This is a genomic window from Streptomyces sp. NPDC059897 (genome assembly GCF_042730865.1).
In the GTDB taxonomy this organism is placed as follows: domain Bacteria; phylum Actinomycetota; class Actinomycetes; order Streptomycetales; family Streptomycetaceae; genus Streptomyces.
Genome location: NZ_JBHWKQ010000055.1, coordinates 1 through 25,077, shown reverse-complemented (window position 1 = coordinate 25,077; position 25,077 = coordinate 1). Strand labels below are relative to the sequence as shown.

Annotated in this window: 24 protein-coding genes and 1 riboswitch; of the genes, 16 read left to right on the top strand and 8 right to left on the bottom strand. The window is 69.9% G+C overall.

The features are described 5' to 3' along the window. The first annotated feature begins 101 nt into the window (after nt 1-101). Both ACFV9W_RS35545 and ACFV9W_RS35540 read left to right on the top strand, forming a co-directional pair. Complete coding sequence (locus tag ACFV9W_RS35545; protein ID WP_385769531.1) at nt 102-974, top strand: helix-turn-helix domain-containing protein; 873 nt, start codon at nt 102-104, stop codon at nt 972-974. Continuing rightward, nucleotides 971-1,417, top strand: coding sequence for a VOC family protein (locus ACFV9W_RS35540; RefSeq protein ID WP_385769529.1), 447 nt, complete (start codon nt 971-973; stop codon nt 1,415-1,417). The genes ACFV9W_RS35545 and ACFV9W_RS35540 overlap by 4 nt, the downstream gene beginning before the upstream one ends. Here the strand turns inward: ACFV9W_RS35540 and glgX are convergent. Further along, nucleotides 1,407-3,677: a glycogen debranching protein GlgX gene (gene glgX, locus ACFV9W_RS35535; RefSeq protein ID WP_385769528.1), complete on the bottom strand. Its 2,271-nt coding sequence runs from the start codon at nt 3,675-3,677 to the stop codon at nt 1,407-1,409. The genes ACFV9W_RS35540 and glgX overlap by 11 nt on opposite strands. Nucleotides 3,678-3,824: 147 nt before the next feature. On the opposite strand from glgX, the gene ACFV9W_RS35530 reads away from it, so the two are divergent. From ACFV9W_RS35530 to ACFV9W_RS35505, 6 genes are all read left to right on the top strand, one after another. Beyond that, nucleotides 3,825-5,042 (top strand): Ig-like domain-containing protein, encoded by a 1,218-nt coding sequence (locus ACFV9W_RS35530; RefSeq protein ID WP_385769526.1) that lies wholly within the window; start codon nt 3,825-3,827, stop codon nt 5,040-5,042. A gap of 198 nt (nt 5,043-5,240) precedes the next feature. Further along, nucleotides 5,241-6,431, top strand: a complete 1,191-nt coding sequence (locus ACFV9W_RS35525; RefSeq protein WP_385769524.1) for an Ig-like domain-containing protein — start codon at nt 5,241-5,243, stop codon at nt 6,429-6,431. 58 nt (nt 6,432-6,489) lie between these two features. After that, nucleotides 6,490-7,257, top strand: coding sequence for an enoyl-CoA hydratase/isomerase family protein (locus tag ACFV9W_RS35520; RefSeq protein WP_385769523.1), 768 nt, complete (start codon nt 6,490-6,492; stop codon nt 7,255-7,257). A 188-nt stretch (nt 7,258-7,445) separates the two neighbouring features. Beyond that, nucleotides 7,446-8,054, top strand: coding sequence for an ATP-binding protein (locus ACFV9W_RS35515; protein WP_385769566.1), 609 nt, complete (start codon nt 7,446-7,448; stop codon nt 8,052-8,054). 87 nt (nt 8,055-8,141) lie between these two features. Continuing rightward, nucleotides 8,142-9,056, top strand: a complete 915-nt coding sequence (locus ACFV9W_RS35510; protein WP_385769521.1) for a MerR family transcriptional regulator — start codon at nt 8,142-8,144, stop codon at nt 9,054-9,056. A gap of 46 nt (nt 9,057-9,102) precedes the next feature. Further along, nucleotides 9,103-9,315, top strand: coding sequence for an EF-hand domain-containing protein (locus ACFV9W_RS35505; protein ID WP_385769519.1), 213 nt, complete (start codon nt 9,103-9,105; stop codon nt 9,313-9,315). A gap of 58 nt (nt 9,316-9,373) precedes the next feature. On the opposite strand, the gene leuA is transcribed toward ACFV9W_RS35505, so the two are convergent. Continuing rightward, entirely contained in the window at nt 9,374-11,083 is a 1,710-nt protein-coding gene (gene leuA, locus ACFV9W_RS35500) for a 2-isopropylmalate synthase (protein WP_385769517.1), read from the bottom strand. A gap of 213 nt (nt 11,084-11,296) precedes the next feature. Between leuA and ACFV9W_RS35495 the strand changes: the two genes are divergently transcribed. Both ACFV9W_RS35495 and ACFV9W_RS35490 read left to right on the top strand, forming a co-directional pair. Continuing rightward, nucleotides 11,297-11,992: a FadR/GntR family transcriptional regulator gene (locus ACFV9W_RS35495; RefSeq protein WP_385769515.1), complete on the top strand. Its 696-nt coding sequence runs from the start codon at nt 11,297-11,299 to the stop codon at nt 11,990-11,992. A 37-nt stretch (nt 11,993-12,029) separates the two neighbouring features. Further along, the gene (locus ACFV9W_RS35490) at nt 12,030-12,731 is read left to right on the top strand and encodes an NADPH-dependent F420 reductase (RefSeq protein ID WP_385769513.1); all 702 of its coding nucleotides are present in this window, start codon (nt 12,030-12,032) and stop codon (nt 12,729-12,731) included. 16 nt (nt 12,732-12,747) lie between these two features. On the opposite strand, the gene ACFV9W_RS35485 is transcribed toward ACFV9W_RS35490, so the two are convergent. After that, nucleotides 12,748-13,302: a glycoside hydrolase family 25 protein gene (locus ACFV9W_RS35485; protein WP_385769512.1), complete on the bottom strand. Its 555-nt coding sequence runs from the start codon at nt 13,300-13,302 to the stop codon at nt 12,748-12,750. 83 nt (nt 13,303-13,385) lie between these two features. After that, nucleotides 13,386-14,297, bottom strand: coding sequence for an SDR family oxidoreductase (locus tag ACFV9W_RS35480; RefSeq protein WP_385769510.1), 912 nt, complete (start codon nt 14,295-14,297; stop codon nt 13,386-13,388). 151 nt (nt 14,298-14,448) lie between these two features. Here ACFV9W_RS35480 and ACFV9W_RS35475 point away from each other — a divergent pair, with 151 nt between their 5' ends. From ACFV9W_RS35475 to ACFV9W_RS35465, 3 genes are all read left to right on the top strand, one after another. After that, nucleotides 14,449-14,793: a DoxX family protein gene (locus ACFV9W_RS35475; RefSeq protein ID WP_385769508.1), complete on the top strand. Its 345-nt coding sequence runs from the start codon at nt 14,449-14,451 to the stop codon at nt 14,791-14,793. A gap of 42 nt (nt 14,794-14,835) precedes the next feature. Further along, nucleotides 14,836-15,888, top strand: a complete 1,053-nt coding sequence (locus ACFV9W_RS35470; RefSeq protein ID WP_385769506.1) for an Ig-like domain-containing protein — start codon at nt 14,836-14,838, stop codon at nt 15,886-15,888. A 78-nt stretch (nt 15,889-15,966) separates the two neighbouring features. Then, nucleotides 15,967-17,781: a DUF262 domain-containing protein gene (locus ACFV9W_RS35465; protein WP_385769504.1), complete on the top strand. Its 1,815-nt coding sequence runs from the start codon at nt 15,967-15,969 to the stop codon at nt 17,779-17,781. Here the strand turns inward: ACFV9W_RS35465 and ACFV9W_RS35460 are convergent. From ACFV9W_RS35460 to gcvT, 4 genes are all read right to left on the bottom strand, one after another. Then, nucleotides 17,768-19,138 (bottom strand): L-serine ammonia-lyase, encoded by a 1,371-nt coding sequence (locus tag ACFV9W_RS35460; RefSeq protein WP_385769564.1) that lies wholly within the window; start codon nt 19,136-19,138, stop codon nt 17,768-17,770. The genes ACFV9W_RS35465 and ACFV9W_RS35460 overlap by 14 nt on opposite strands. A gap of 159 nt (nt 19,139-19,297) precedes the next feature. Continuing rightward, on the bottom strand, nt 19,298-20,575 hold the full coding sequence (glyA, locus tag ACFV9W_RS35455; protein WP_385769502.1) for a serine hydroxymethyltransferase: 1,278 nt from the start codon (nt 20,573-20,575) through the stop codon (nt 19,298-19,300). 8 nt (nt 20,576-20,583) lie between these two features. After that, nucleotides 20,584-20,961 (bottom strand): glycine cleavage system protein GcvH, encoded by a 378-nt coding sequence (gcvH, locus tag ACFV9W_RS35450; RefSeq protein WP_385769500.1) that lies wholly within the window; start codon nt 20,959-20,961, stop codon nt 20,584-20,586. Between the two features lie 65 nt (nt 20,962-21,026). After that, complete coding sequence (gene gcvT, locus ACFV9W_RS35445) at nt 21,027-22,142, bottom strand: glycine cleavage system aminomethyltransferase GcvT (protein ID WP_385769498.1); 1,116 nt, start codon at nt 22,140-22,142, stop codon at nt 21,027-21,029. A 138-nt stretch (nt 22,143-22,280) separates the two neighbouring features. After that, nucleotides 22,281-22,380, bottom strand: a riboswitch (glycine riboswitch). Nucleotides 22,381-22,540: 160 nt separating this feature from the next. On the opposite strand from gcvT, the gene ACFV9W_RS35440 reads away from it, so the two are divergent. From ACFV9W_RS35440 to ACFV9W_RS35430, 3 genes are all read left to right on the top strand, one after another. Further along, nucleotides 22,541-23,161, top strand: a complete 621-nt coding sequence (locus ACFV9W_RS35440) for an AAA family ATPase (protein ID WP_385769562.1) — start codon at nt 22,541-22,543, stop codon at nt 23,159-23,161. A 108-nt stretch (nt 23,162-23,269) separates the two neighbouring features. Further along, nucleotides 23,270-24,094, top strand: coding sequence for an enhanced serine sensitivity protein SseB (locus tag ACFV9W_RS35435; RefSeq protein WP_385769496.1), 825 nt, complete (start codon nt 23,270-23,272; stop codon nt 24,092-24,094). 125 nt (nt 24,095-24,219) lie between these two features. Then, nucleotides 24,220-25,017 carry an enhanced serine sensitivity protein SseB C-terminal domain-containing protein gene (locus ACFV9W_RS35430; RefSeq protein WP_385769494.1) on the top strand — a complete coding sequence of 266 codons (798 nt, stop codon included), beginning with the start codon at nt 24,220-24,222 and terminating at the stop codon, nt 25,015-25,017. Nucleotides 25,018-25,077: the final 60 nt, after the last annotated feature.

The following is a 25,077-nucleotide window of genomic DNA, read 5'->3' as shown; positions in this document are numbered from 1 at the left end:
CTTAGAGCCACAGCGCCGCGATTCCCATGATCGGGATCACCGTCCGTGACCGGCATGCGACCGCCGGGCGCGGGTAGGTCTCCGGCTCGCATACTGGAGTCATGAGCAACGGCTCCCAGGAGTTCGTGCGCGCGACGCCACGGCCCGGCGGCCCGATCGTCTCGGCGGTCGGCTACCGCACCCGGGGCCTGCCTCCCGCGCTCCACCGCGGCCTGCCGTCCCCGTACCTCACCGTGATCTTCACCCTCGACGAACCGGTCGTCGGCGGCCACACCCCCGAGGAGGCCCTGGGCCCGGACGCCGTCCGCACGGACATCGTCGTGGGCGGCCTGCACCAGCGCCCCGAGTACATCGCCCAGTCCGGCTCCGAGGCCGGCATCCAGCTCGCCGTGCACCCCCTGGCCGCCCGCGCGCTGCTCGGCGTCCCCGCGGCCGAGCTCGCGGGGCCCGTCGCCGTCGAGGGCACGGACGTGCTCGGCCGGACGGCGGCCCACGTGCGCGAGGAGCTGGCCGAACTCGACGACTGGCGGGCCCGGTTCGACCTCGTCTCCGGCTATCTGGCGCGGCGCACGGCGGACGATCCGCTGGCCGGGGTGCGCCCCGAGGTCGCCGAGGCGTGGACCTGGCTCGCCCGGCACCGCGGCGCGGGCACCCTGAAGGGACTCGCCGCGCACGTCGCCCTCAGCGAGCGCCGCCTCACCACGCTGTTCCGCGCCGAGACGGGCCTCGCCCCGAAACAGGCCGCCCGCCTGATGCGCTTCCAGCACGCGAAGGCCGCCGTCGTCCGCGCCGTGGCGGCGGGCGCCCCGCCGGACCTGTCCCGCGTCGCCGCCGAGCACGGCTACTGCGACCACTCCCACCTGGTCCGCGACTTCCGCCAGTACACGGGCCTGAGCCCGACCGGGTGGATCGCCGAGGAGTGCCGAAACATCCAAGCCGGGGGACACCACAACGGCGAAGACTCGGAGCCATGAACACCACACAGAGCACTCAGCAGAGCACCCCGCAGACCCCGCGCGCGCCCGCCGTCTGGCCCACTCTCTCGGCGCACGACGCGCCCGCGCTCATCGACTTCCTCGTGAACACCGTCGGTTTCCTGCGCACGGCCGTCTACGAGGACGGCGACCGCGTCGCCCACGCCCAGCTCGACTGGCCCGAGGGCGGCGCGATCATGCTCGGCTCGGAGAAGCCGGACGCCGCGGAGGGCGACTGGTCCCTGAAACCGGGCACCTTCGGCTGCTACGTCGTGACGGCCCATGTCGACGAGCTGTACGCCCGCCTCGTCGACGCGGGCGTCAAGATCTTCCGCGAGATCGCGGACCAGCCGTACGGCAGCCGCGAGTTCGCGATCGCCGACCCGGAGGGCAACCTCTGGTCCTTCGGCACCTATGCGGGCGAGCCGCGGCCTACGTCCTGACCTTCAGCAGCAGCACCGTCCGCGCGGCGACGGTGACCGTGGTGCCGGCCTCGTGCAGCACGGCCGGCGCCGCGCCCTGCTCCTCCTCGCCGGTGTCCACCACCACCTCGTACGAGCGGGCCCAGGGCTCGCCCGGCAGTACGAAGCTCTCGGCCCGGTCGCCCGCGTGCAGCACCGCGAGGAAGCTGTCGTCGCGCACCGGTTCGCCGCGCGCGTCCCGGCCGGGGATGTCGCGCCCCGACAGATACATGCCGACCGTGGCGGCGGGCGCGTACCAGTCGCCCTCCGTCATCTCGGTGCCCCGCGAGGTGAACCACGCGAGGTCCCGCAGCCCGTCCGCCGAGTGCGCGCGCCCGGAGAAGAACGCGCGGCGCCGCAGCACGGGGTGCGTGTGCCGCAGCGCGACGAGCCGTGCGGCGAGGGCGAACAGCTCCCGGCAGCCCGGGTCGTCGAGCAGCCCCCAGTCGACCCAGCTGATCTCGTTGTCCTGGCAGTACGCGTTGTTGTTGCCGCGCTGCGTGCGCCCGAACTCGTCGCCCGCGACCAGCATCGGCACCCCGGTCGACAGCAGCAGCGTCGTCAGCAGGTTCCGCAACTGCCGCCTGCGCAGGGCCCGTACGCCCTCGTCGTCGGTCTCGCCCTCGACGCCGCAGTTCCAGGCCCGGTTGTCGTGCGTGCCGTCCCGGTTGCCCTCGCCGTTGGCCTCGTTGTGCTTCCTCTCGTACGAGACGAGGTCGCGCAGCGTGAACCCGTCGTGCGCGGTGATGAAGTTGACCGAGGCGTACGGGCGGCGACCGCCCCACGCGTACAGGTCGCTCGAACCGGACAGGCGGTACCCGAGGTCCCGGACGTCGGGCAGCGCGCCGCGCCAGAAGTCGCGCACGGCGTCGCGGTAGCGGTCGTTCCACTCGGTCCACAGGGGCGGGAAGGAGCCGACCTGGTAGCCGCCGGAGCCCACGTCCCACGGCTCGGCGATCAGCTTCACGCGGCGCAGCACCGGGTCCTGCGCGATGACCGCGAGGAAGGGCGAGAGCATGTCGACGTCGTGCATGGAGCGGGCGAGCGCCGCCGCGAGATCGAAGCGGAACCCGTCGACGCCCATCTCCGTCACCCAGTACCGCAGCGAGTCCGTGATCAGCCTGAGCACCTGTGGCTGCACCACGTGCAGGGTGTTGCCGCAGCCCGTGTAGTCGGCGTAGCGGCGTGCGTCGTCCTGGAGGCGGTAGTAGCCGCGGTTGTCGATGCCCTTCAGGGACAGCATCGGGCCCAGCTCGCCGGCCTCTGCCGTGTGGTTGTAGACGACGTCGAGGATGACCTCGATGCCCGCGTCGTGCAGCGCCCGCACCATCCGCTTGAACTCGCCGACCTGCTGCCCGGCCGTCCCGGACGCCGCGTAGCCCGCGTGCGGGGCGAAGTAGCCGATGGAGTTGTAGCCCCAGTAGTTGCGCAGGCCCCGGCGCAGCAGATGGTCCTCGTGCGCGAACTGGTGCACGGGCAGCAGCTCCACCGCCGTCACGCCCAGCTTCACCAGGTGCTCGATCGCGGCGGGGTGCGCGAGCCCCGCGTACGTACCTCTCAACTCCGCGGGTATGTCCGGGTGTTGGCGGGTGAAGCCGCGCACGTGCAGCTCGTAGATCACCGAGTCCGCCCACGGTGTCTTCGGCCGCCGGTCGTCCACCCACTCGTCGCCCGACGCGTCGTCGTGCACGACCACGCCCTTGGGGACGTACAGCGCCGAGTCCCGGTCGTCGCGCACCGTGTCGGCGACATGCTGCTGGGGCCAGTCCCGGACGTGCCCGTACACCTCGGGCGGCAGTCCGAACTCGCCGTCCACCGCCCGCGCGTACGGGTCGAGCAGCAGCTTCGCCGGGTTCCAGCGGGCGCCGGTCCACGGGTCCCAGCGGCCGTGCACCCGGAACCCGTAGCGCTGTCCCGGCAGCACTCCCGGTACGAAGCCGTGCCAGATCTCGTGCGTCAACTCGGTGAGCGGGGCGCGGCGTTCGCGGCCCTCCTCGTCGAAGAGGCACAGCTCGACGGATTCGGCGCCGCCCGCCCACAGCGCGAAGTTGGTGCCCGCGACGCCGTCCGGACCGACCCGGAAGCGGGCGCCGAGCGGCACGGGCGTGCCCGGCCACACCGGCTCCAGAGGGGGCACGCGCTCCCGCTCACGCCCGCGACCGGTGAACGGGGCGGGCAGCGCTCTGCCGTTGCCCGCGCGCGGCGCGCTCTGAACTGCCTCCTGCTCGGGTGCGCTCGACACCTGACGGCCTCCCGCGGCTCCACGGATCCTGGGCGGCGGGGCGTGCGGCGTCCCGGCCGCGCTCGCCCTGCTTCCTCCCATCTGTTCTGCCCAGAGCTTCGCTCGCACTCACGTTTCCCCAGCGGGGGGCACGTCGTTGCCCTTGGCGTGAGCAGAGCTGTGAGGCGTGCGCGGCACGCAGGGGCGACATTGGGCGCCGTACTGACCTGGGCGGGACTGATGGGCGCGGTCGCCGGATGCGGGGGCGGCGACACGCTGTCCGGCAAGCCGCGGTCCGCGAAGGAGCTGATCCGGGTCACGCCCGACGACGGGGCGAAGGGCGTGCGGGGGCGACTCCAAGTCGCGGTATCCGAGGGCCGGTTGGAGTCGGTCGACGTCGTCAGGGTCCAGGACGCCGAGGAGCGGCCCGTGCCCGGCCGCCTGGAGCGGGACGCGATGCGCTGGCGCCCCACGGGCTCCGACGCGGACCGGCTCGCGCTCGCCGCGCAGTACAAGGTCGACGCGGTCGCGGTCGACGGCCACGGCCGCCGGATGGCCCGGCACACCACGTTCAGGACCTACGTCCCCGACAAGCGCTTCATCGGCTACGTCACGCCGGAGCACCGGGCCCGGGTCGGCACCGGCATGATCGTGAAGGTCGCGTTCAACCGGGAGATCGAGAACCGGGCCGCCGTGCAGCGGGCCATCAGGGTGACCGCGCGGCCCGGCGTGGAGATCGCCCCGCACTGGTTCGGCAGGAACCGCCTCGACTTCCGGCCGGAGCGTTACTGGAGGCCGGGCACGAAGGTCACGGTCGACCTGGGCCTGCGCGACGTACAGGCGGCGCCCGGCGTCTACGGCCTCCAGGACAAGGCGTTCACGTTCACGGTCGGCCGCGGCCAGGTCAGCGTGGTGGACGCGGCGGCGCACACCATGAAGGTGCGCAGGGGCGGCAAGGTGGTGGACACCGTGCCGATCACGGCGGGCGCGCCGGGCTCGACCACGTACAACGGGAAGATGGTCGTCAGCGAGAAGCTCGACGTCACCCGCATGGACAGCCGCACCGTCGGCTTCGGCGGCGAGTACGACATCCCGGACGTGCCGCACGCCATCCGGCTCACCGACTCCGGCACGTTCCTGCACGGCAACTACTGGTCGGGCGGCGTCTTCGGCCGCGACAACGTCAGCCACGGCTGCGTAGGACTGCGCGACGTGAAGGGCGGCGGCTCGGACACCCCCGCGGGCCGGTTCTTCGACCGCAGCCTGATCGGCGACGTGGTGGAGGTCAGGAACAGCGCGGACAAGAAGGTGGCCCCGGACAACGGGATGGGCGGCTGGAACATGGACTGGACGCGCTGGAAGGCCGGGGGAGCGGTGACGTCCTAGCGGAAAGCCCGGGTGCAGCGCAGCCGAAAGTCCGGTTACGCCGCCGCCGAAAGTCGGGCATCCTCCCCGCTGTTGGGACGAAACGGTGACATCCCTGGGGATCCGTTTCCCCAGGTCGTGTGGTTATCTTTCGCAGTGCGCGCCTGCAGGCGCGGTAGTGCGGGCCTTGGGGCAAGGCCGTGCGAGGGGAGAAAGATCTTGAACGGGCGACGACCGATATCCGCGGCTCTGCTGGGGGCGGCATTCTTCCTTGTCACCGCGTGCGGGGGCGGCGGTGGCTCCGGCGACGACAAGGGGAAGGCCGGCAAGGCGGCCGAGGCGAACAAGGAGTCGCAGGCCGTGGTGAAGGTGGCCCCCAAGAACGGCGCCGACGACGTCGCGACCAGCGGGTCCCTGGAGGTCACCGCGGCCAAGGGGAAGCTGACCGAGGTGAAGGTCGCCGACACCAAGGGCAACGAGGTCGAGGGCGCGATCACCGACGGCGGCAGGAGCTGGGCCCCGGCGCGTCATCTCGCCGCGTCGACCGAGTACAAGGTGCACGCGGTGGCCAAGGACAAGGAAGGCCGCGAGTCGGCCAAGGACTCCACGTTCACCACGCTCACCCCGAAGAACACCTTCATCGGCACGTTCACCCCGGAGGACGGCACGAAGGTCGGCGTCGGCATGCCGTTCTCGGTCCGCTTCTCGCGCGGCATCACGCACCCCGAGGACGTCGAGAAGGCGATCTCGGTCAAGACCGAACCGTCCGTCCCGGTCGAGGGCCACTGGTTCGGCAACGACCGCATCGACTTCCGCCCGGAGAAGTACTGGGCGACGGGCACCAAGGTCACCGTCAAGATGAACCTCGACGGCGTCGAGGGCCGCCCCGGCGTCTACGGCAAGCAGGTCAGGACGGTGAAGTTCACCATCGGCCGCAGCCAGATCTCCACCGTCGACGCCAAGACGAAGATGATGACGGTCGAGCGCGACGGCAAGACCGTCAAGAAGATCCCGATCACCACGGGCAAGCCGGGCTACGAGACGTGGAACGGCAAGATGGTGATCAGCGAGCGGCTGCGCGTGACCCGTATGAACGGCGAGACGGTCGGCTACGGCGGCGAGTACGACATCAAGGACGTCCCGCACGCCCAGCGCCTGACCGACTCCGGCACGTTCATCCACGGCAACTACTGGGGCGGCGGCACCTTCGGCAACGTCAACTCCAGCCACGGCTGCATCGGCCTGCGCGACGTCCGCGGCGGCTACGACAAGAAGGTCCCGGCGGCCTGGTTCTTCGACCACTCGATGACGGGCGACGTGGTGGTGGTCAAGAACTCCCGCGACAAGACGGTCGACGGCGGCAACGGCCTGAACGGCTGGAACATGTCGTGGGCGGACTGGAAGAAGTGACGAAGCGCACCGCGTCCGGTTCGGTGAACGCCGCGCTCCTTCCGGTAAACCTCTGGGCATGACCGTTCACCTTGAAGTAGCCGACGGCGTCGGGACCATCCGTCTGGACCGCCCCCCGATGAACGCCCTGGACATCGCCGTCCAGGACCGCATCAAGGAACTCGCAGAGGAGGCCACGGCCCGGGACGACATCCGGGCCGTGGTGATCCGCGGCAGCGAGAAGGTGTTCGCGGCCGGCGCGGACATCAAGGAGATGCGGGAGATGGACCACGCGGCGATGGTCGCGCGCTCCCGCGGGCTGCAGGACTCGTTCACCGCGGTCGCCCGCATCCCGAAGCCGGTCGTCGCCGCCGTCACCGGCTACGCGCTCGGCGGCGGCTGCGAACTGGCGCTCTGCGCCGACTTCCGGATCGCCGCCGACAACGCCAAGCTCGGGCAGCCCGAGATCCTGCTCGGCCTGATCCCCGGCGCGGGCGGCACCCAGCGCCTGTCCCGGCTCGTCGGCCCGTCCAAGGCCAAGGACCTGATCTTCACGGGCCGCCAGGTGCGGGCCGAGGAGGCGCTGACGCTCGGGCTCGTCGACCGGGTGGTCCCGGCCGCCGAGGTCTTCGACGCCGCGAACGCCTGGGCCGGGCAGCTCGCCAAGGGGCCGGCCATCGCGCTGCGGGCGGCGAAGGAGTCGATCGACATGGGCCTGGAGTCGGACCTCGACACCGGCCTGGCCATCGAACGCAACTGGTTCGCAGGCCTGTTCGCCACCGAGGACCGCGAGACCGGTATGCGCAGCTTCGTGGAAGACGGCCCGGGGAAGGCGAAGTTCGCCTGACGGTCGTTCCGGCGGTCCCGAACGGCCCGTCAAATGCCGTGCGGGCAAGCCGAGTTGATCAGTTCGCTCGTTCGGGGAGCATTATCCGGACCTTAAGTGAACCTTAAGCAAGTTCGGCCGTAAACGATCAGCCGCGATCCGCGTCCGGCGCGTTTTCGCAGCTCAACCCGGGTGTCGATGCCCCTGTACTGCCAAAGGCATATGCCCAAACAGCCCTCCGGAACGAGGCGTTCCGGGGGGCTTATTCCGTCGGAACGGCCCCACGAGGGGCTTCGTGGCCCCATCATGGAGGCATGGCGGGGCTTGAGGGTGTGGAACAACCGCGGCGGCACGCGAGTGCGACCGCGGCGCGCTGGTCTCCCGCGGTCGAGGACGAACACGCCCTGCGGGCACTGGAGTTGTTCGGAAACCCGGCCGAGGCGGAGGTGTCGCTGCCGTCGCGCCCCGAATCGGCCGCGACCGCGCGGCGGCTCGCGCAGGTCGTCGTCCTGCGCCACTGGGGCCTCTCCCCGAAGATGACCGAGGACGGCGTCCTGCTCGTCTCCGAACTCGTCGGCAACGCGGTGCGGCACACCGGCGCCCGCCACTTCGGCCTGCGCATGCTGCGCCGCCGCGGCTGGATCCGCATCGAGGTGCGCGACCCGTCCCGCGGACTGCCCTGCCTGATGCCCGTGCACGAGATGGACATCTCCGGGCGCGGCCTCTTCCTCGTCGACAAGCTCTCCGACCGCTGGGGCGTCGACCTGCTGCCGCGCGGCAAGACGACCTGGTTCGAGATGCGCGTCGCGGACCGCTGACCGGTCCCCTTTCGCAGGGCCCCGTACGCAGGGCCCTCGTACGCTGGGCTTGAGTCTCCACCCACTGGAAGGCCCAGACTCCTCGACATGATCGACGACGGCCCGAGGCTGCTCACGATCGGACAACTGGCGCGTCGCACCGGCCTCACGGTGCGCACCATCCGGTTCTGGTCCGACGAGGGCGTCCTGCACCCCCTGACCCGCAGCGAGGGCGGCTACCGGCTCTACGACGCCGAGTCCGTCGCCCGCCTGGAGCTGATCCGCACCCTGCGCGAGCTGGGCCTCGGCCTGGACGACGTACGGAAGATCCTCTCCGGGGAGCGGGACATCGCGTCCGTCGCCGCCGCGCACGTGGCGGCGCTCGACGCGCAGATCCAGGTGCTGCGGCTCAACCGGGCCGTGCTGTCGACCGTCGCGAAACGGAATTCGAGCGCCGAGGAGATGGCCCTGATGAACAAGATGGCACGGCAGTCCACCGCCGAGCGCAAGCGGATCATGGACGAGTTCGCCGAGGAGATGCTGCACGGCCTGGACACCGTCGACCCGGCGGTCCAGGAGCGGATGCGGGGCATGAGCGCGGGACTGCCGGACGAGCCGACGCCCGAGCAGGTGGACGCCTGGGTGGAACTGGCCGAACTGCTCCAGGACCCGGCGTTCAAGGCCCGCATGCGGCAGGCCACCGAGTACAACGCGGCGGACCGCACCCCCGAGGACGCGGCCGGCTCGTCCATGCTGTTCCTGCGCAAGCTGGTCGCGCTCGCGGGCGACGCGGTGCGGGACGGGGCCGACCCGGCCGGGCCCGAAGCGGAGCCCGTCCTCCGCGAACTGCTCGGCGACGCCGACCGCGCGGCCGTCCTCGACCGGCTGCTCGCCACCATGAACGACAAGGTGGCCCGCTACCGGGAACTGCTCGGCGTCCTCAAGGGCGGCGCCCCCGAGCACCCGCACCGCGAGGAGTTCGCCTGGGTACTCGCCGCACTGCGCGCACGGACCGCCAAGTAATCTGAGCCCCGTCAACACGACAGTACGAAAATCGAGGGGTGGCCCGGTGGCGGACATCGAAGAAGCACGCAAGGCGTTCGAGCGGTTCGACGCGGACGGCGACGGCTTCATCACGGCGGCCGAGTACAAGAGCGCCATGGCGCAGATGGGCGACTTCAACGTCACGGACTCCGTGGCCGACGTGCTCATCTCCGGGCAGGACGCCAACGGGGACAAGCGGCTGTCGTTCGACGAGTTCTGGGCGAACCTGAACAAGTGAGCCAGTGAGCCAGTGGCCCGGTGGGGCGTGCGCATCGTGCGCACGCCCCACCGATGTCTCACGCCCCGGCGGCCGCCCTGTTCACGGCTGACAGGACCGCCCGTACGGAAGCGGCCAGCACGGACGTGTCCCGGCCCGCGCCCCACACCGGCACCCCGTCGACCCGGCACCGCGTGAACGCGACGGTCTCGGCCTCCCGCCCCGCCGCCAGCGCGTGCTGGCCGAAGTCCAGGACATCCACGTCCCGGCCTGCCGCCGCCAGCGCGTCCGTGAAGGCCGCCAGCGGACCGTTGCCCTTGCCCTCCAACTCCCGTACCGCACCGTGCACTTCGAGGGTGCACGTGAAGTGGTGCACGGCGCCGTCCTGCCGCGCCGACCAGCCGTCGGCGAGCGCCACGGGGCCGGTGACGTCCAGATACGCCGCCCGGAACAGCTCGTACAGCTCGTCCGGCGTCGCCTCCCGGCCGCTGTCGTCGGTCGCCTCCTGCACGCACCGCGCGTACTCGGGTCGCAGCTCCCGCGGCAGGTCGACGCCGTGGTGCTCCTTCAGCAGATACGCCATCCCGCCCTTCCCGGACTGCGAGTTGACGCGGATCACGGCCTCGTAGGTGCGCCCCACGTCGGCCGGATCGATCGGCAGGTACGGCACGTCCCACGGCTCGTCCGGGTGCGCGGCACGGTGCGCGAAGCCCTTGGAGATGGCGTCCTGGTGGGTGCCGGAGAAGGCCGTGTAGACGAGCTCGCCGCCGTACGGATGCCGTGGGTGCACCGGCAGCCGGTTGCAGAACTCGACGGTCTCGCGGACCGCGTCGATGTCCGAGAAGTCGATCATCGGGTCGACGCCCTGCGCGTACAGGTTCATGGCGAGGGTGACGAGATCGACGTTCCCCGTCCGCTCGCCGTTGCCGAACAGGCAGCCCTCCACGCGCTGCGCGCCCGCCAGGACGGCGAGTTCGGCGGAGGCGACGCCGGTGCCCCGGTCGTTGTGCGGGTGCACGGAGAGGACGACGGACTCGCGGCGGGACAGGTGGCGGTGCATGTACTCGATCTGGTCGGCGTACACGTTCGGCGTCGCGATCTCGACGGTCGTCGGCAGATTGTGGGTGACCGGGCGGTCGGGGCTCGCGTCCCACAGCTCGGTCAGTCCGTTGCAGACCTCCAGCACGAAGTCCGGCTCGGTGAGGTTGAAGGTCTCCGGGGCGAACTGGAAGCGGATGTGCGCGTCGGGGCGGGCGTCGGCGAGGCGGGCCATGTGCGCGGCGGCCTCACGGACGGTCTGCTGGATCTCGGTCCGCGTCATGCCGAGGACGACGTCGCGCCAGGTGGGGGAGGTCGGGATGTACAGATGCACGACGGCGCGCGGCAGCCCCTCGATGGACTCGAAGGTCCGCTCGATCAGATCCGGCTTGGCCGGGGTGAAGACGACGGGGGTGACATCGTCGGGCACGGCGCCCGCCGCGACCTGCCCCGCCAGATGCCGCACGAACTCGAAGTCCGTCCGGCTGGCCGACGGATAGCCGACCTCGATCTCCTTGAAGCCCATCCCCACCAGCAGATCGAAGAAGCGGTGCTTACGGGCGGTGTCCATCGGCTCGGCGAGCGCCTGATTCCCGTCGCGCAGGTCGACGGGCACCCACAGCGGCGCCTCGGTGATCTCCTTCGACGGCCAGCTCCGGTCGGCGAGAGGGACGGTGGCGACCCGCTCGTGATGCGGCCGGTAACGGCGGTACGGCATCGGTCCCGGGGTCTGCGGATTCCAGCGGTACATGGTGGCTCGGGCCTTCCTCGGTGCGGTCGTGACGGTGACCGACCGGCAGCACGGCACCCCGCGGCGGGGTGCCGGTCGCGTCAGGCCCCGCCGCGGCAGCCGAGAAGAAGGAGTCCGCGGAACATGCCCGGTAGACTAGCCACACCTCAGGTCCTCAGACAAGTACCCCTCAGACAAGTTCCGCTTCGCCCCGAGTTCGATTGGAAAGTCCCCGTGTCGACCGGCCCCCTCCGCCCCAGCCCCCTCGTCGAACAGGCCGCCGAGCGCCTGCGCACCCAGATCGCGGACGGCGTGTGGCCGGTCGGCACCCGCCTCCCCGGCGAGACCACCCTCGCCAAGGAACTCGGCGTCGGCCGCTCCACGGTCCGCGAGGCCCTGCGCGCGCTCACGGGCCAGGGCATGCTGCGGCCGAAGCAGGGCGCGGGCGTGTTCGTGACCGCGCTGCGCCCGGTCGAGGACTGGCCGACCCGCCTGCGCCGCGCGGCCATCGCCGATGTCTACGAGGTCCGCACGCTCCTGGAGATCCAGGCCGCGCGCCTCGCCGCCGAGCGCCGCACGGACGAGGACGTCGCGGCGATGCGCTCGGCGCTCGCGGCGCGCAGGGCGGCGGCGGCGGGCGGCCCCGGCGACGCGTTCGTCGACGCCGACATCGCCCTCCACGCCACCGTCGTCGCGGCCGCCCACAACCCCGTCCTCACCGACCTCTTCGCCGAGTTCGCCCCGGCTCTGCGGGAGGCGCTGATCGATCTGCTCGCGCTGGTGGATGCGCGGGGTGCGAAAGAGGACCACGGGGACGCGGCGCACGCGGAGCTGGTGGAGGCGGTCGCGGCGGCGGACGCGGAGGCGGCGGGGCGGGCGGCGCGGGACGAACTCGTTTGGTTCCAGGGGAAGTTGGGGCCGCGGGAATAGCCCGTGAAGCCGCCCGGTTCGAACTCCACGTACGTACGTGCGTGAATCCGCTGACCCCGAAGGGCAAGGGCACGACATGAAGATCGGCATCATCGGCGCGGGCAACATCGGCGGCAACCTCACCCGCCGCCTCACCGCCGTCGGCCACGACGTCCACGTCGCGAACTCGCGCGGACCGCACACCCTCACCGCCCTCGCGGACGAGACCGGGGCCACCCCCGCGACCATCGAGGACGCGGTCCGGGACGCGAAGGTCGTCGTCGTCACGATCCCGCTCAAGGCGGTCCCGGACCTGCCGAAGGGCTTCCTCGACGCGGCGGCCCCCGACGTGGCGGTCATCGACACCGGCAACTACTACCCGCAGCAGCGCGACGGGAAGATCGCCGGGATCGAGGACGAGGGCCTGACCGAGAGCCGCTGGACGGAACGCCGGATCGGCCACCAGGTGATCAAGGCCTTCAACGGCACCTACGCCCACGACATCCTCGACAAGCCCCGCCCGGCCGGCGACCCGGCCCGCGTCGCCCTCCCGGTCGCGGGCGACGACGCGGCGGCCAAGCGGGTCGTCACGGCGCTGCTCGACGAGATCGGCTTCGACACCGTGGACACCGGCGGCCAGGACGACTCGTGGCGCCAGCAGCCCGGCACCCCCGTCTACGGCATGGCCGCCGACGCGGCCACCGTCCGCAAGGCGCTGGACTCGGCGTCCCCGCAGCGCACGGCGGAGTGGCGCGCCTGACCGCCGCCGCCCCCCGTCAGGCGCCGCCCGCCCACTCCTTCATGGCGCCCTTGCTCCCGAAGTCGGCGACGTTCTTGTCGAGGGGGCTGTCGGTGTACTGGTGGATGGTCCAGTCCGCCCGGATGCGGGGCTTGCCGGCGGACACGTAGTCGGCGATCCAGAGGCCGTCGCCGGCGTACGAGGTGGAGTCCTGTGTAAGCCAGTAGTGCCTGTTGCAATAGAGCAGGACCCGGTGGTTGGGCCGCAGTCGCTTCACCTCGCGGATGAACTTGTCCTTCTCCGCGTTGCTCGCGTGCGTGCCCTCGCCGGTCGTCTCCCAGTCCGCGGCCAGCAAGTCCCCCGCCTTTTCAGGGGCCTTGCTCACGAAGTACTCGGCCTGCGCCGTGATGTTCCCCGGCCACAGGAAGTGGTAGAAGCCGACGACGCAGCCCGCGTCGCGGGCCCGCTTGGTCTGTGCGGCCAGGCGCGGGTTGACGTACGAACGCCCCTCCGTGGCCTTGACGAAGACGAACGACAGGCCGTCCGTGTCGAACGTGGACTGGTGCGAACTGACGTCGATGCCACGGATCATGCGGGCCTCCAGGTCGGTGGGGCGACGAGGTCGAACTTTCATCGTCCCTGATCCGGCCGGTAATGAGGCCCCCTTTGCGGGGATCAGCGGCTGTCGGTCATGCCTCCCGTGACCGCGATGACCTCGCCGACGGTGTAGCTGGAGTCGGCGTCCGACGCCAAATGGACGTAAGCGGGGGCGAGTTCCTCCGGCTGGGCGACGCGCCCCATCGGGTCGGAGGCGGAGCCCAGGTCCTCCAGGTAGCTGTCGGGGAAGCGCTGCCCGGAGAGGTTGAGCACCGTCCAGGTCGGGCCCGGCGCGACGACGTTGGCCCGTACGCCGCGCTTCGCGAGATGGCCGGCGACGGACTTGGTGAAGGCGATCTGCGCGCCCTTCGTCGCGGCGTAGTCCATCATCATGTCGCTGCCCTTGAGCCCCTCCTCGGAGGCCGTCGCGATCACGGAGTCCCCGTGGCCGAGGTGCGGGAGCGCGGCCCGCAGGAGGTGGAAGTAGGCGTACATGTTGGTCTTGAAGACCAGGTCGAAGTCCTCGAAGTTCAGGTCATCGAGGCTGTTCTGGCTGTTGAGCCGCGCGGCGTTGCTCACCAGGACGTTGAGGCCGCCGAGCTCGCGCACCGTGGCGTCGACGGCCTCCTCGCAGAAGTCCGCCTCGCACAGGTCCCCCGGCAGGAGCGGACAGGTGCGGCCCTCATCCTCGACGGCCCTGCGGGTCTCCTCGGCGTCGGACTGCTCCTCCGGGAGGTAGGCGATGGCGACGTCCGCGCCCTCCCGGGCGTACAGGACGGCGACCGCCCGGCCGATCCCGGAGTCGCCGCCGGTGATCAGGGCCACCTTGTCGGTGAGCTTGCCCGAGCCGCGGTAGCGGGGGGCCAGGTACCTGGGGCGCAGGCTCATCCGTGATTCCAGGCCGGGCCGCTCCTGCCGTTCGTACGGGTACGGCGGCGTCGGCTGGTCCTCTTCCTGGGGAGCCGGGGCGTTCGTCGGGCGCCGGGTCACCGTGCTCGCCTCCTTGGGCCGGGGATGCGCTTGCCTCTCCCGTGTCTCCTGCCAGGAGAGGTCGAAACGGAGGCGGGTCGGGGCCGCGCCGATGTCACGTCCGAGCGGGGCGGGCCGTCGGTCTGGTGAACCCCTTTCGGAGGAGCACAGCATGTTCAGCGTCTATGTCGTCGTGACCGTTCTCGCCGCCGTCGTCTACGGATCGGCCGCCGTCGCCAACCTCGCCGGTCACTCGTATCCGAAGGCGCAGGCCGACAAGCTCGGGGTGCCGTACGCGTGGATCCCGTGGCTCGGGACGGCGCTCGGGGCGGGTGCGCTGGGGCTCGTCGCCGGGTTCGTGGTGCCGGGGCTCGGGATCGCCGCCGCTTCGGGCCTGGTCCTGTACTTCGCCGGGGCGCTCGGCGCGCATCTGCGGGTCGGGGACCGCGACTACGGTGGGTGGTCGTTCTGCTGCGCACTCGCCGTGGCGGCACTGATCCTGAGGGTCACTGTTTAGAAAAGGATGTTTCAGGCATCTCGGGCCAGGAACGCGTGGGCCATGAGATGGCGGAACAGTGGCGGAGGTACCGGAGTCGCGCTGGTGGCGGTCGCGGTGCTGGTGGGCACGAGCGCCTGCGGCGGCGGTGGTGGTGGCGGTGCGCAGAAGGCGGACGGTGACCCCTCGGGGCGGACGAGCACGAGCGCCTCGCCGTCACCGTCGCCGTCGTCCAAGTCGTCGTCTCCGTCTCCGTCTCCGTCGAAGCCTTCGCCGTCGTCCACGAAGCCCAAGGGGCCGCCGATGCTCCTGAACACCATCACTCCGCAGACGGGCGCGACGGTCGGCGTCGCCATGCCGGTCTCGGTGGTCTTCACGAACCCGGTCGCGGCGAAGGCCCGTGCGAACGTCGAGAAGCACATGAAGGTGAGCGCGTCGCAGCCGGTGAAGGGCGCCTGGCACTGGTTCGGCGACAAGCGCGCCGACTGGCGCCCCCAGACGTATTGGCCCGCCGGTACGAAGGTGAGGATCGACGCCGACATGAAGGGCGTCAGCAACGGCAACGGCCGCTACGGCACGCACGGCTACACCCACACCTTCATGGTCGGGGACGACGTGCGCGCCGACGTCTCCGTGCCCGGTCACACCCTGAAGGTCACGAAGAACGGCCGGCCCGTCCGCACCCTGGCGATCAACGCGGGCAGCGCCGAGTACCCGACGTGGAACGGCACGATGGCCGTCATCGACAAGCAGGAGAAGGTCCGCATGACCTCCTGCAGCATCGGGATCACCTGCGACAAGAACGACCCCGACTATTACGACCTGACGCTGCCCTGGGACGTCCACCTCACCCAGTCCGGCACCTACGTCCACTACTCGACCGGCGACCCGAACCCGGGCAGCGGCAGCGCCCGCGGCTCGCACGGCTGTGTCCACCTGTCGCTGTCCGACGCCAAGTGGTTCTACGACCAGGTCAAGCAGGGCGACCCGGTGACCATCACCGGCTCCCCGCGCGCCAAGGCCGCCCCCGACAACGGCTACGCGGCCTTCAATCTGAGCTGGAGCGACTGGCTCGCGGGCAGCGCGTCGGGCGAGGTCACCGCCGCGACGCCTTGAGTATCCCGATCACGACAGTCCGCGTGCTTCTGGTTGCACCCTCTCGGCCAAACGAGTAACTGCCGCTAATGTCCTTCCATGACGACTGCCCAGGGTGGAGAGCTGACTGTTCGTGGGGAAAGCGTGCAGCGGCTGTACGCTTTCTATATCAATGACCGTTTTCGGGTTAATCGCCGATATCAGCGGAAGCTGGTCTGGAGCGTCGAAGAGAAGCAACGCCTCATCGACTCTCTCCTCAAGGATCTACCGATCCCGCTCTTTCTCGTGGCCGAAATAGGGAATCCGGGTGATGTCTCCTTCGAGCTTATCGATGGGATGCAGCGCCTTAATGCCATCTTCGCATTCCTGGAGAACGAATATCCAATAGGGGGAGAGTATTTCGACCTGGATTCCTTGGCGGACACAAAGCTCCGTAAGGATAAGGGGGAGATTTCGCAGAATTACCCGGTCATGCCGCGGGAGCTCTCTGTACAGTTGGCTAACTACACAGTTGCCCTATCGGTCTATCGGCCTGCAAACTCTGCAAGTGTCGACGAGGTTTTCCGACGCATCAACTCGGGCGGTCGTAGGCTCTCGAGGCAGAGCCTCAGGCAAGCTGGAACGCTGTCGCCGCTGGCGGACCTCGTGCGGGTGATCTCGTCTGAGGTTCGAGGCGACACGTCGCCCAGCGAGGTGGTGGCGCTGCGCGCCATGCCTAAGCTAAGCATTACGAACAGGAACCTCGACTATGGTGTTCAGGTTGACGAGATCTTCTGGGTCCGTGAAGGGGTGCTTCGGAGGGAAGATGTTCGGGAATCCACTGATGAACAACTCGTTCTCGACATTCTCATCGACTGCTTCATCGATCCCATCCCGAACTCCGGTACCCGCTTGAGGGATGAGTACTACAACTATACGGACATCGATCCGGATGATATGGAAACAAAAGCCTCGAGGCAGGTTAATTCTGCAATTGAGGCCTATGGGGCGGACCAGATAAAAGATCACTTCATGCAAGCGTATGACGCCCTGCGCTCTGTACTTGCACAACAGGAGAAGAAGTTTTCCAGCCTCATCAATACAAGTAGTGGAGGGCGCTCGCCCCGCTATTTCCATGGCGTCTTCATGGCTTTCTATGAACTGATGTTCAAAGAGGGTGCCTATCTCAATAACCCCAGGCTTGCGGGCGAGCGGCTGCGCGGCGTCGGATCCAGTGTCATGGCGGTCCCCGGTGGCGGTGGTGACTGGCGCCGGGATTCCAAGAGGCAGACGATCAACGCCGTTAAGGGTGTTCTGAGTGATGCTTTCGAAGAAAGTGGAAGTTCAGTCCAGGACCTAGGGCGCTATGGCTGGGCGAGTCAGCTGGAGAGGCTTCTCGGTAACGCACTTGTCGAGCAGCAGACGTTTGACTGTAAGCAAGGCTTTCTGAAGTTGGGTTCCGTCCGAGAGTTCGATTCGGAATCCTTCAGTAAGATCTGTCGGACCATCACGGCGATGGCAAATATGGGCACGGGTGTTACGGGGTATGTTGCAATTGGTATTGCCGATAATTTCAGCGATGCGCAAAGGGTAGACGCTCTTGATTCTGTCGGATCCGTCCTGTGTCGCGATTTTCACGTGGTCGGGATTGAGCGTGAGAGCATCCTGCAGGGAAAGAGTCTCAATGACTACTGGTCGTGGATCTGTCAAAAACTGCACACGAAGGGGCTGGATGCAGATTTGGCGCGCCGAGTGACAGCAGAGTCTAAGCTGGTCAATTACCAGGGGCGGATAGTGGCGCTCCTGAAGATTTCTGCCGGGCGCAGCCCCTATTTCTACAAGGGGGAAATGGTGGAGCGCTCGGGTTCTGAAACTCTGCGAGTCGATCCGAATGACTACATTCGGGTCTACGAGCGATTCCTCAGCACTCGATGATGTTGACGGCGAGGCCGCCCCGCGCCGTCTCCTTGTACTTCACCGACATGTCCGCGCCGGTGTCCCGCATCGTCTTGATGACCTTGTCGAGGGACACCTTGTGGGAGCCGTCGCCGCGCAGCGCCATCTTCGCCGCGGTGACGGCCTTGACCGCCGCCATGCCGTTGCGCTCGATGCACGGGATCTGGACGAGGCCGCCGACCGGGTCGCAGGTCAGGCCGAGGTTGTGCTCCATGCCGATCTCGGCGGCGTTCTCCACCTGCTCGGGGGAGCCGCCGAGCGCCTCGGCGAGCGCGCCGGCCGCCATCGAGCAGGCGGAGCCGACCTCGCCCTGGCAGCCGACCTCGGCGCCGGAGATCGAGGCGTTCTCCTTGAAGAGCATGCCGATGGCGCCCGCGGTGAGCAGGAGGCGGATCACGCCGTCCTCGTCGGCGCCGGGCACGAAGTTCACGTAGTAGTGCAGGACCGCCGGGATGATGCCTGCCGCGCCGTTCGTCGGGGCCGTGACCACTCGGCCGCCCGCCGCGTTCTCCTCGTTCACGGCCATCGCGTAGAGGGTGATCCACTCCATGGCGTGGGCCACGGGGTCGCCCTCGGCGCGCAGCTTGCGGGCCGAACTCGCCGCGCGGCGGCGGACCTTGAGGCCGCCGGGCAGGATGCCCTCGCGGGACATGCCGCGCGAGACGCAGGCCTGCATGACGCGCCAGATGTCGAGGAGGCCCTCGCGGATCTCGTCCTCGGTGCGCCACGCCTTCTCGTTCTCCAGCATCAGGGCCGGGATGGACAGGCCGGTCTCCTGCGCGAGGCGGAGCAGCTCGTCGCCGGTGCGGAAGGGGTACTTGAGGGACGTGTCGTCGGGGACGATCGGGTTCTCGCCCTCGACGGCGTCCTCGTCGACGACGAAGCCGCCGCCCACCGAGTAGTACGTCTTGGAGAGCAGCTCCTTGCCGTCGGCGTCGTACGCCCACAGCGTCATGCCGTTCGCGTGGTACGGCAGGGCCTTGCGGCGGTGCAGGATCAGGTCGTCGTCGAACGAGAAGGCGATCTCGTGGGCACCGAGCAGGTTCAGGCGGCCCTGCTCCTTGATCGTCTCCACGCGCTCGTCGGCCTTCTCCACGTCGACGGTGCGCGGGGAGTCGCCCTCCAGGCCGAGCAGCACCGCCTTGGGCGTGCCGTGTCCGTGCCCGGTCGCGCCCAGGGAGCCGTAGAGCTCGGCGTGGACCGAGGAGGTGTGGGCCAGCAGGCCCTCATTCTTCAGGCGCCGCGCGAACATGCGGGCCGCGCGCATCGGGCCGACCGTGTGCGAGCTGGACGGGCCGATGCCGATCGAGAACAGGTCGAAGACCGAGATGGCCACGGTGGAACTCCAAAGGTGGTGGTAGACGCCGTTGTCTGCCGGGCTGTGCATGGTGGCTGTGCATGGAACGGGGCACCGCGCACACTGATGCCTGCTGGTTCCAGTGTGCGGGTGCCCCGGTAGGACGTACCTACGAAAGGGTACGTAATCCGGGCCGAATTACTTCAGGCCGGGGTACAGCGGGTGCTTGTCGGCCAGAGCGGTCACCCGGGCCTTGAGCGCGTCGGCGTCGGCCTCCCCGAAGGGATTGGGCGTCTGAAGCGCGAGCGCGATGACGTCGGCGACCTCGCGGAAGTCGTCGGCGTCGAAGCCGCGGGTGGCCAGCGCGGGCGTGCCGATCCGGAGCCCCGACGTGACCATCGGCGGGCGCGGGTCGTTCGGGACCGCGTTGCGGTTGACCGTGATGCCGACCTCGTGGAGGCGGTCCTCGGCCTGCTGGCCGTCGAGCTCCGAGTCGCGCAGGTCGACGAGGACCAGGTGCACGTCGGTGCCGCCGGACAGGACGTTGACGCCCGCCGCGCGGGACTCCGGGGTCGTCAGACGCTCGGCGAGGATCCGGGCGCCCTCGATCGTGCGGGCCTGGCGCTCCTTGAAGTCCTCGGAGGCGGCGACCTTGAAGGAGACGGCCTTGGCCGCGATCACGTGCTCCAGGGGGCCGCCCTGGAAGCCCGGGAAGACCGCCGAGTTCAGCTTCTTCGCGAAGGTCTTGTCGCGCGACAGGATGATGCCGCCGCGCGGGCCGCCGAGCGTCTTGTGCGTCGTGGACGTGACGACGTCGGCGTGCGGGACCGGGTTCGGGTGCAGGCCCGCGGCCACGAGGCCCGCGAAGTGCGCCATGTCGACCCAGAGCAGCGCCTCGACCTCGTCGGCGATGCGGCGGAACTCGGCGAAGTCCAGGTGACGCGGGTACGCCGACCAGCCGGCGATGATCACCTTCGGGCGGTACTCCTTGGCGAGGCGCTCGACCTCGGCCATGTCGACCAGACCGGCGTCGTCGACGTGGTACGGGACCACGTTGAACTGCTTGCCGGAGAAGTTCAGGCGCATGCCGTGCGTGAGGTGGCCGCCGTGCGCCAGGTCCAGGCCGAGGATGGTGTCGCCCGGCTTGGCGATGGCGAAGAGCGCGGCCTGGTTCGCGGAGGCGCCGGAGTGCGGCTGCACGTTCGCGTACTCGGCGCCGAAGAGCGCCTTCACGCGGTCGATGGCGATCTGCTCGGTGACGTCGACGTGCTCGCAGCCACCGTAGTAGCGGCGGCCGGGGTAGCCCTCCGCGTACTTGTTGGTGAGGACCGAGCCCTGGGCCTCCATGACGGCGGCCGGAGCGAAGTTCTCCGACGCGATCATCTCGAGGGTCGACTGCTGGCGCTTCAGCTCGGCGTCGACCGCGACGGCGACCTCGGGGTCGAGCTCGTGCAGGGATTCGTTCAGTACGGACATCGGTGGGGTCAGCTCCCGGAGAACTCGGTGTACTCGTCGGCGGAGAGCAGGTCCTTGGGCTCGTCGCTGAGCCGGACCTTGAACAGCCAGCCGCCCTCGAACGGGGCCGAGTTGACGAGCGCCGGGTCGTCGACGACGTCCTGGTTGATCTCGGTGACCTCGCCGTTGACGGGGGAGTACAGGTCGGAGACCGACTTGGTCGACTCGAGCTCGCCACAGGTCTCGCCCGCGGTCACGGTGTCACCGACCTCGGGGAGCTGGACGAACACGATGTCACCGAGCGCGTTGGCGGCGTGCTCCGTGATGCCGATCGTGGCGACGCCGTCCTCGACGGCGGAGAGCCACTCGTGCTCCTTGCTGTAACGCAGCTGCTGGGGGTTGCTCATGATGCGAATTCTCCTGTACGCGGGAAGGTGCTGGTGACGGAGGGGGAGCCCGGGGCGGGCGGGGGCTACTTCTGGCGCTTGTAGAACGGCAGGGCCACGACCTCGTACGGCTCGTGCGTACCGCGGATGTCGACACCGACACCGGCCGTGCCCGGCTCGGCGTGCGCGGCGTCCACGTACGCCATCGCGATCGGCTTGCCGAGCGTCGGGGACGGGGCGCCGGAGGTGACCTCGCCGATCACCTGGCCGTCGACGACCACGGACATCCCGGCGCGCGGCACGCGGCGGCCCTCGGCGATCAGGCCGACGAGCTTGCGGGGCGGGTTGGCCTCGGCGCGCTCGGCGGCGGCGACCAGGGCGTCGTGGCCCACGAAGTCGTCCCCGTGCGAGGTCTTCTCGAACTTGACGACGCGGCCGAGACCGGCGTCGAAGGGCGTGAGGGACGTCGACAGCTCGTGCCCGTACAGCGGCATGCCCGCCTCCAGGCGCAGCGTGTCCCGGCAGGACAGGCCGCAGGGGATCAGGCCGTACTCGGCGCCCGCCTCGGTCAGCGCCTGCCACAGCTTCTCGGCGTCGGCGGGGGAGACGAACAGCTCGAAGCCGTCCTCGCCGGTGTAGCCGGTGCGCGCGATGAGCGCCTGCACGCCGGCGACGGTGCCGGGCAGCCCCGCGTAGTACTTGAGGCCGTCCAGGTCGGCGTCCGTGACGGACTTCACGATCGCCGCGGAGGTCGGGCCCTGCACGGCGAGCAGCGCGTACGCGTCGTGGTCGTCGCGGACCTCGGCGTCGAAGCCGGCGGCGCGCTCGGTGAGGGCGTCGAGGACGACCTGCGCGTTGCCCGCGTTCGCGACCACCATGTAGGTGCTCTCTTCGAGCCGGTACACGATCAGGTCGTCGAGGATCCCGCCGTCCGCGCCGCAGATCATCGTGTAGCGGGCGCGGCCGAGGCCCACCGAGCCGATGTTGCCGACGAGGGCGTGGTTGAGGAGGTCGACGGCCTGGGGCCCGGTCACCGTGATCTCGCCCATGTGGGAGAGGTCGAAGAGGCCTGCCCGCGTGCGCACGGCGTTGTGCTCGTCACGCTCGCTGCCGTAGCGCAGCGGCATGTCCCAGCCGGCGAAGTCGGTCATCGTCGCGCCGAGCGAACGGTGCAGGGCGTCGAGAGATGTCGTACGGGTCATCAGTGGTGCTCCCGGGCATGACGGCGATGGCGAAGTGTCCTCCCCATCTGTCATCGGAACCTGAGAGGTTCGCCCCGAGGGGCTTGCACCTTGGGTGGGGGCGCCGTGTCACAAAGGCGCCCCACTTTTCAGATCTGCCTCGCCCGCGCGGTACGGGGCCTGAGAGATTCAAGGGAGGAACTTGCTCCTTCGGCGTCCGGGGACCGATGGGTACCCGGAACTCTCCCGCGCGGATTCAAGCGGCCGGTATGCAGTTGCGGGCACATCATTGCATGCCCGTCCGACAGGGAAAGCCCTTGAGGGGCATTACCTTCTCTTTACACTTGAGGGGCAAGGGTGACGTGACCGGAACGGGGAGGACGATCACGGTGCGCAAGGCAGTCGCGGGGGCTTATGCGGTGTCGGCTTCGGCGCCGGTGGTGGCAGGGGTGCGGATCCCCGGCCAGCGCTCGGTGCGGGACCTGCGCGGCCGCCGTGGCCACACGCCGCGTCGGCTCGCTTTCGCGGCGGGTGACCTCGTCGTGCTCTCCGGCCTGCCCGGCAGCGGCAAGTCGACGCTGATGCGGCGGGCCGTCAAGGAGATCCGGATCGACTCGCAGGACACCCGCGAGCGCTGGGCCGCGCGCATGCCGGCCTACCTGCCGTACGCGCTGTACCGCCCGCTGGTCCGCATCGCGCACTACGTGGGCCTGCGGCGGGCGATGCGCTCGGGCGCCAGCGTCGTCGTGCACGACTGCGGTACGCAGGCGTGGGTGCGCCGCTGGGTGATCCGCACGGCGCGGCGGCGCGGGGTCGCCGTCCACCTGATGCTGCTCGACGTACCGCCGGACACGGCTCTCGAGGGCCAGCGGGACCGCGGCCGCGGGGTGTCCCGGTACGCCTTCGCCCGGCACCGCCGGGCGGTGGGCGCGCTCGTCAGCTCGACGGAGCGGGGCAAGCCGCCGGCCGGGATGGAGTCGGCGGTGCTGCTCGACCGGGCGGCGATGGAGGCGCTGGGAGGCATCACGTTCGGCGACTGACGCCGGGGCCCCGGGCAAGCGGACGGAACCGCACCGTGTCCCCTTGTGTGTACGAGTTAAGGTCGGCGGGCACAGCAGCGGGCAGAACGGCAGAGGTTGATGGCAGTCATGGAGTTCCCAGGCACCCCGGAGCCGGGGCACGGTCACGCGCAGGGGCACGAGGGCGGCTTCGGCCATCCCGCGCAGGGCTGGCCCGCCAACGAGTTGGAGGAGGTCCTCGCCGCGGCCCTCGGGCAGGAGGCGGGGAGTTCGGCGGGTGGCCGGATAGTCGAGGTGCTCGGCCGCAGCCACGTGTGGATCCCGCTGCCCCGCGGCGGTTCGAACGCGAGCAGGGACCTCGACCTGCCGAGCCTGGAGATCGAGGGCCAGGCCTTCGTCCCCGTGTTCAGCTCCGAGCAGCAGTTCATGGCGGTCACCGGTGGCCGGATGGACTGCACGATCGCCCCGGCCGTGGAGTTCGCGCGCGGGCTTCCGCCGCAGGTCGGCATCGCCGTGAACCCGGACGGCACGGTGGGTGTGCCGCTGCCGCCGCCGGCCGTCGCCGAGCTGGCCCGCAGCGGTCGCACGGCGCTCGACGGCCCGGCGACGGGCGGCCGTGTGGTGCTGAGCGAGCCGGACTGGCAGGTCGACCCGATGGACTTCCTGGCCGCGGTGCGCGAGGAGTTCGAGGGGCTCGGCACGGTGCTGAGCGCCCGGCGCTGCCTCGCGACCGTGGAGGACGCGGAGCCGTCCCTGTTCATCGGCGTCGAGCTGGCGCAGGCGGTGAGCGCGCCGAGCGGTGCGGGGGACCTTCCGCTGGACGCGCTGGGGCGGGCGCTGGGCCGTGCGCCGGTGCCCTGGGCCGTCAACCTGGTGTTCCTGGACGTGACACAGGACCCGGTGGCCGACTGGCTGCGTACACACGTACGGCCGTTCTACGTACGAGAAGGGTGACGGCGTCCGTCAAGTCGGTGTCAGTATCGCCGCTTAAGCTGGTTTCATGACGTGACCGGTCGGCGCTTCGCTTTCCGGCCACGTGGAACACGGACGTCTTTGAAGAGCCGAAAGGGCGGTTACGGGTGAGTGCGTCGGGCACGGCCGCGGCCGGACAGGTCGAGCACATGCTGCGCCAGGTGACGCCGGGACGCTACGACGCGTACGAGGCGCTCCTCAAGGCCCTCGCCGACCCCGCGACCGGGCAGGTCTGGATGCTGCTCTGGCACGGCCAGGCCGGCTCCCCGGACGCCCAGTACGGGAACATGGGGGTGGACGGCTTCAGTTATGCCCCCTGCGTCACCTCGGCCCAGGAGCTCTCCGCCTCCGGCTGGTCACGGGCGTACGAGGTGGTGAGCGGCGTCGACGCGGCGCGCACGCTCTACCCGGACCACTACGGGCTGTGGCTGAATCCGCACGCGCCGGGCGGCGGCGTCGGCATCCCGTGGCTCGACCTGCGGCGCATCGCGGGCGGCCTGGACCGCCAGCCGGCCGGCCCGCTCAGGCTCTCCGAGCCCACGATCGAGATCCCGCAGTTCTACGCGACCCTGACGCAGAACGCGCACCGCACGACGGCGATCCGCTCCCTGCGCCGCGCCTGGGTGCAGCCCACACTGGGCGCGCCCTATCTCGCCATCGGCCTGGACGTCTACGACACGTCCCCGGCGTCCGTGGACGCGGTCCGGGCGATGATGCAGCAGTCCATCCCGGCGGTCCCGGAGGGCCTTCCGGTCTCCACGGTCGCGATGTCGGACGAGTACGACCCGGTGGCCATGTGGCTCCGCCAGGCACGCCCGTTCTACGACCGGGAGGCGCATGCGGCGCCTTCCGCTCCGGCGGGTGGGGGTTACGGATTCCCGCCGCCGTACGGCGCGACGCACTGAAAAAGCTGTCCTCGAACGCCGGGCGGGCCCGAGAATTACGGCCCGCCCGGCGTTTGGCCG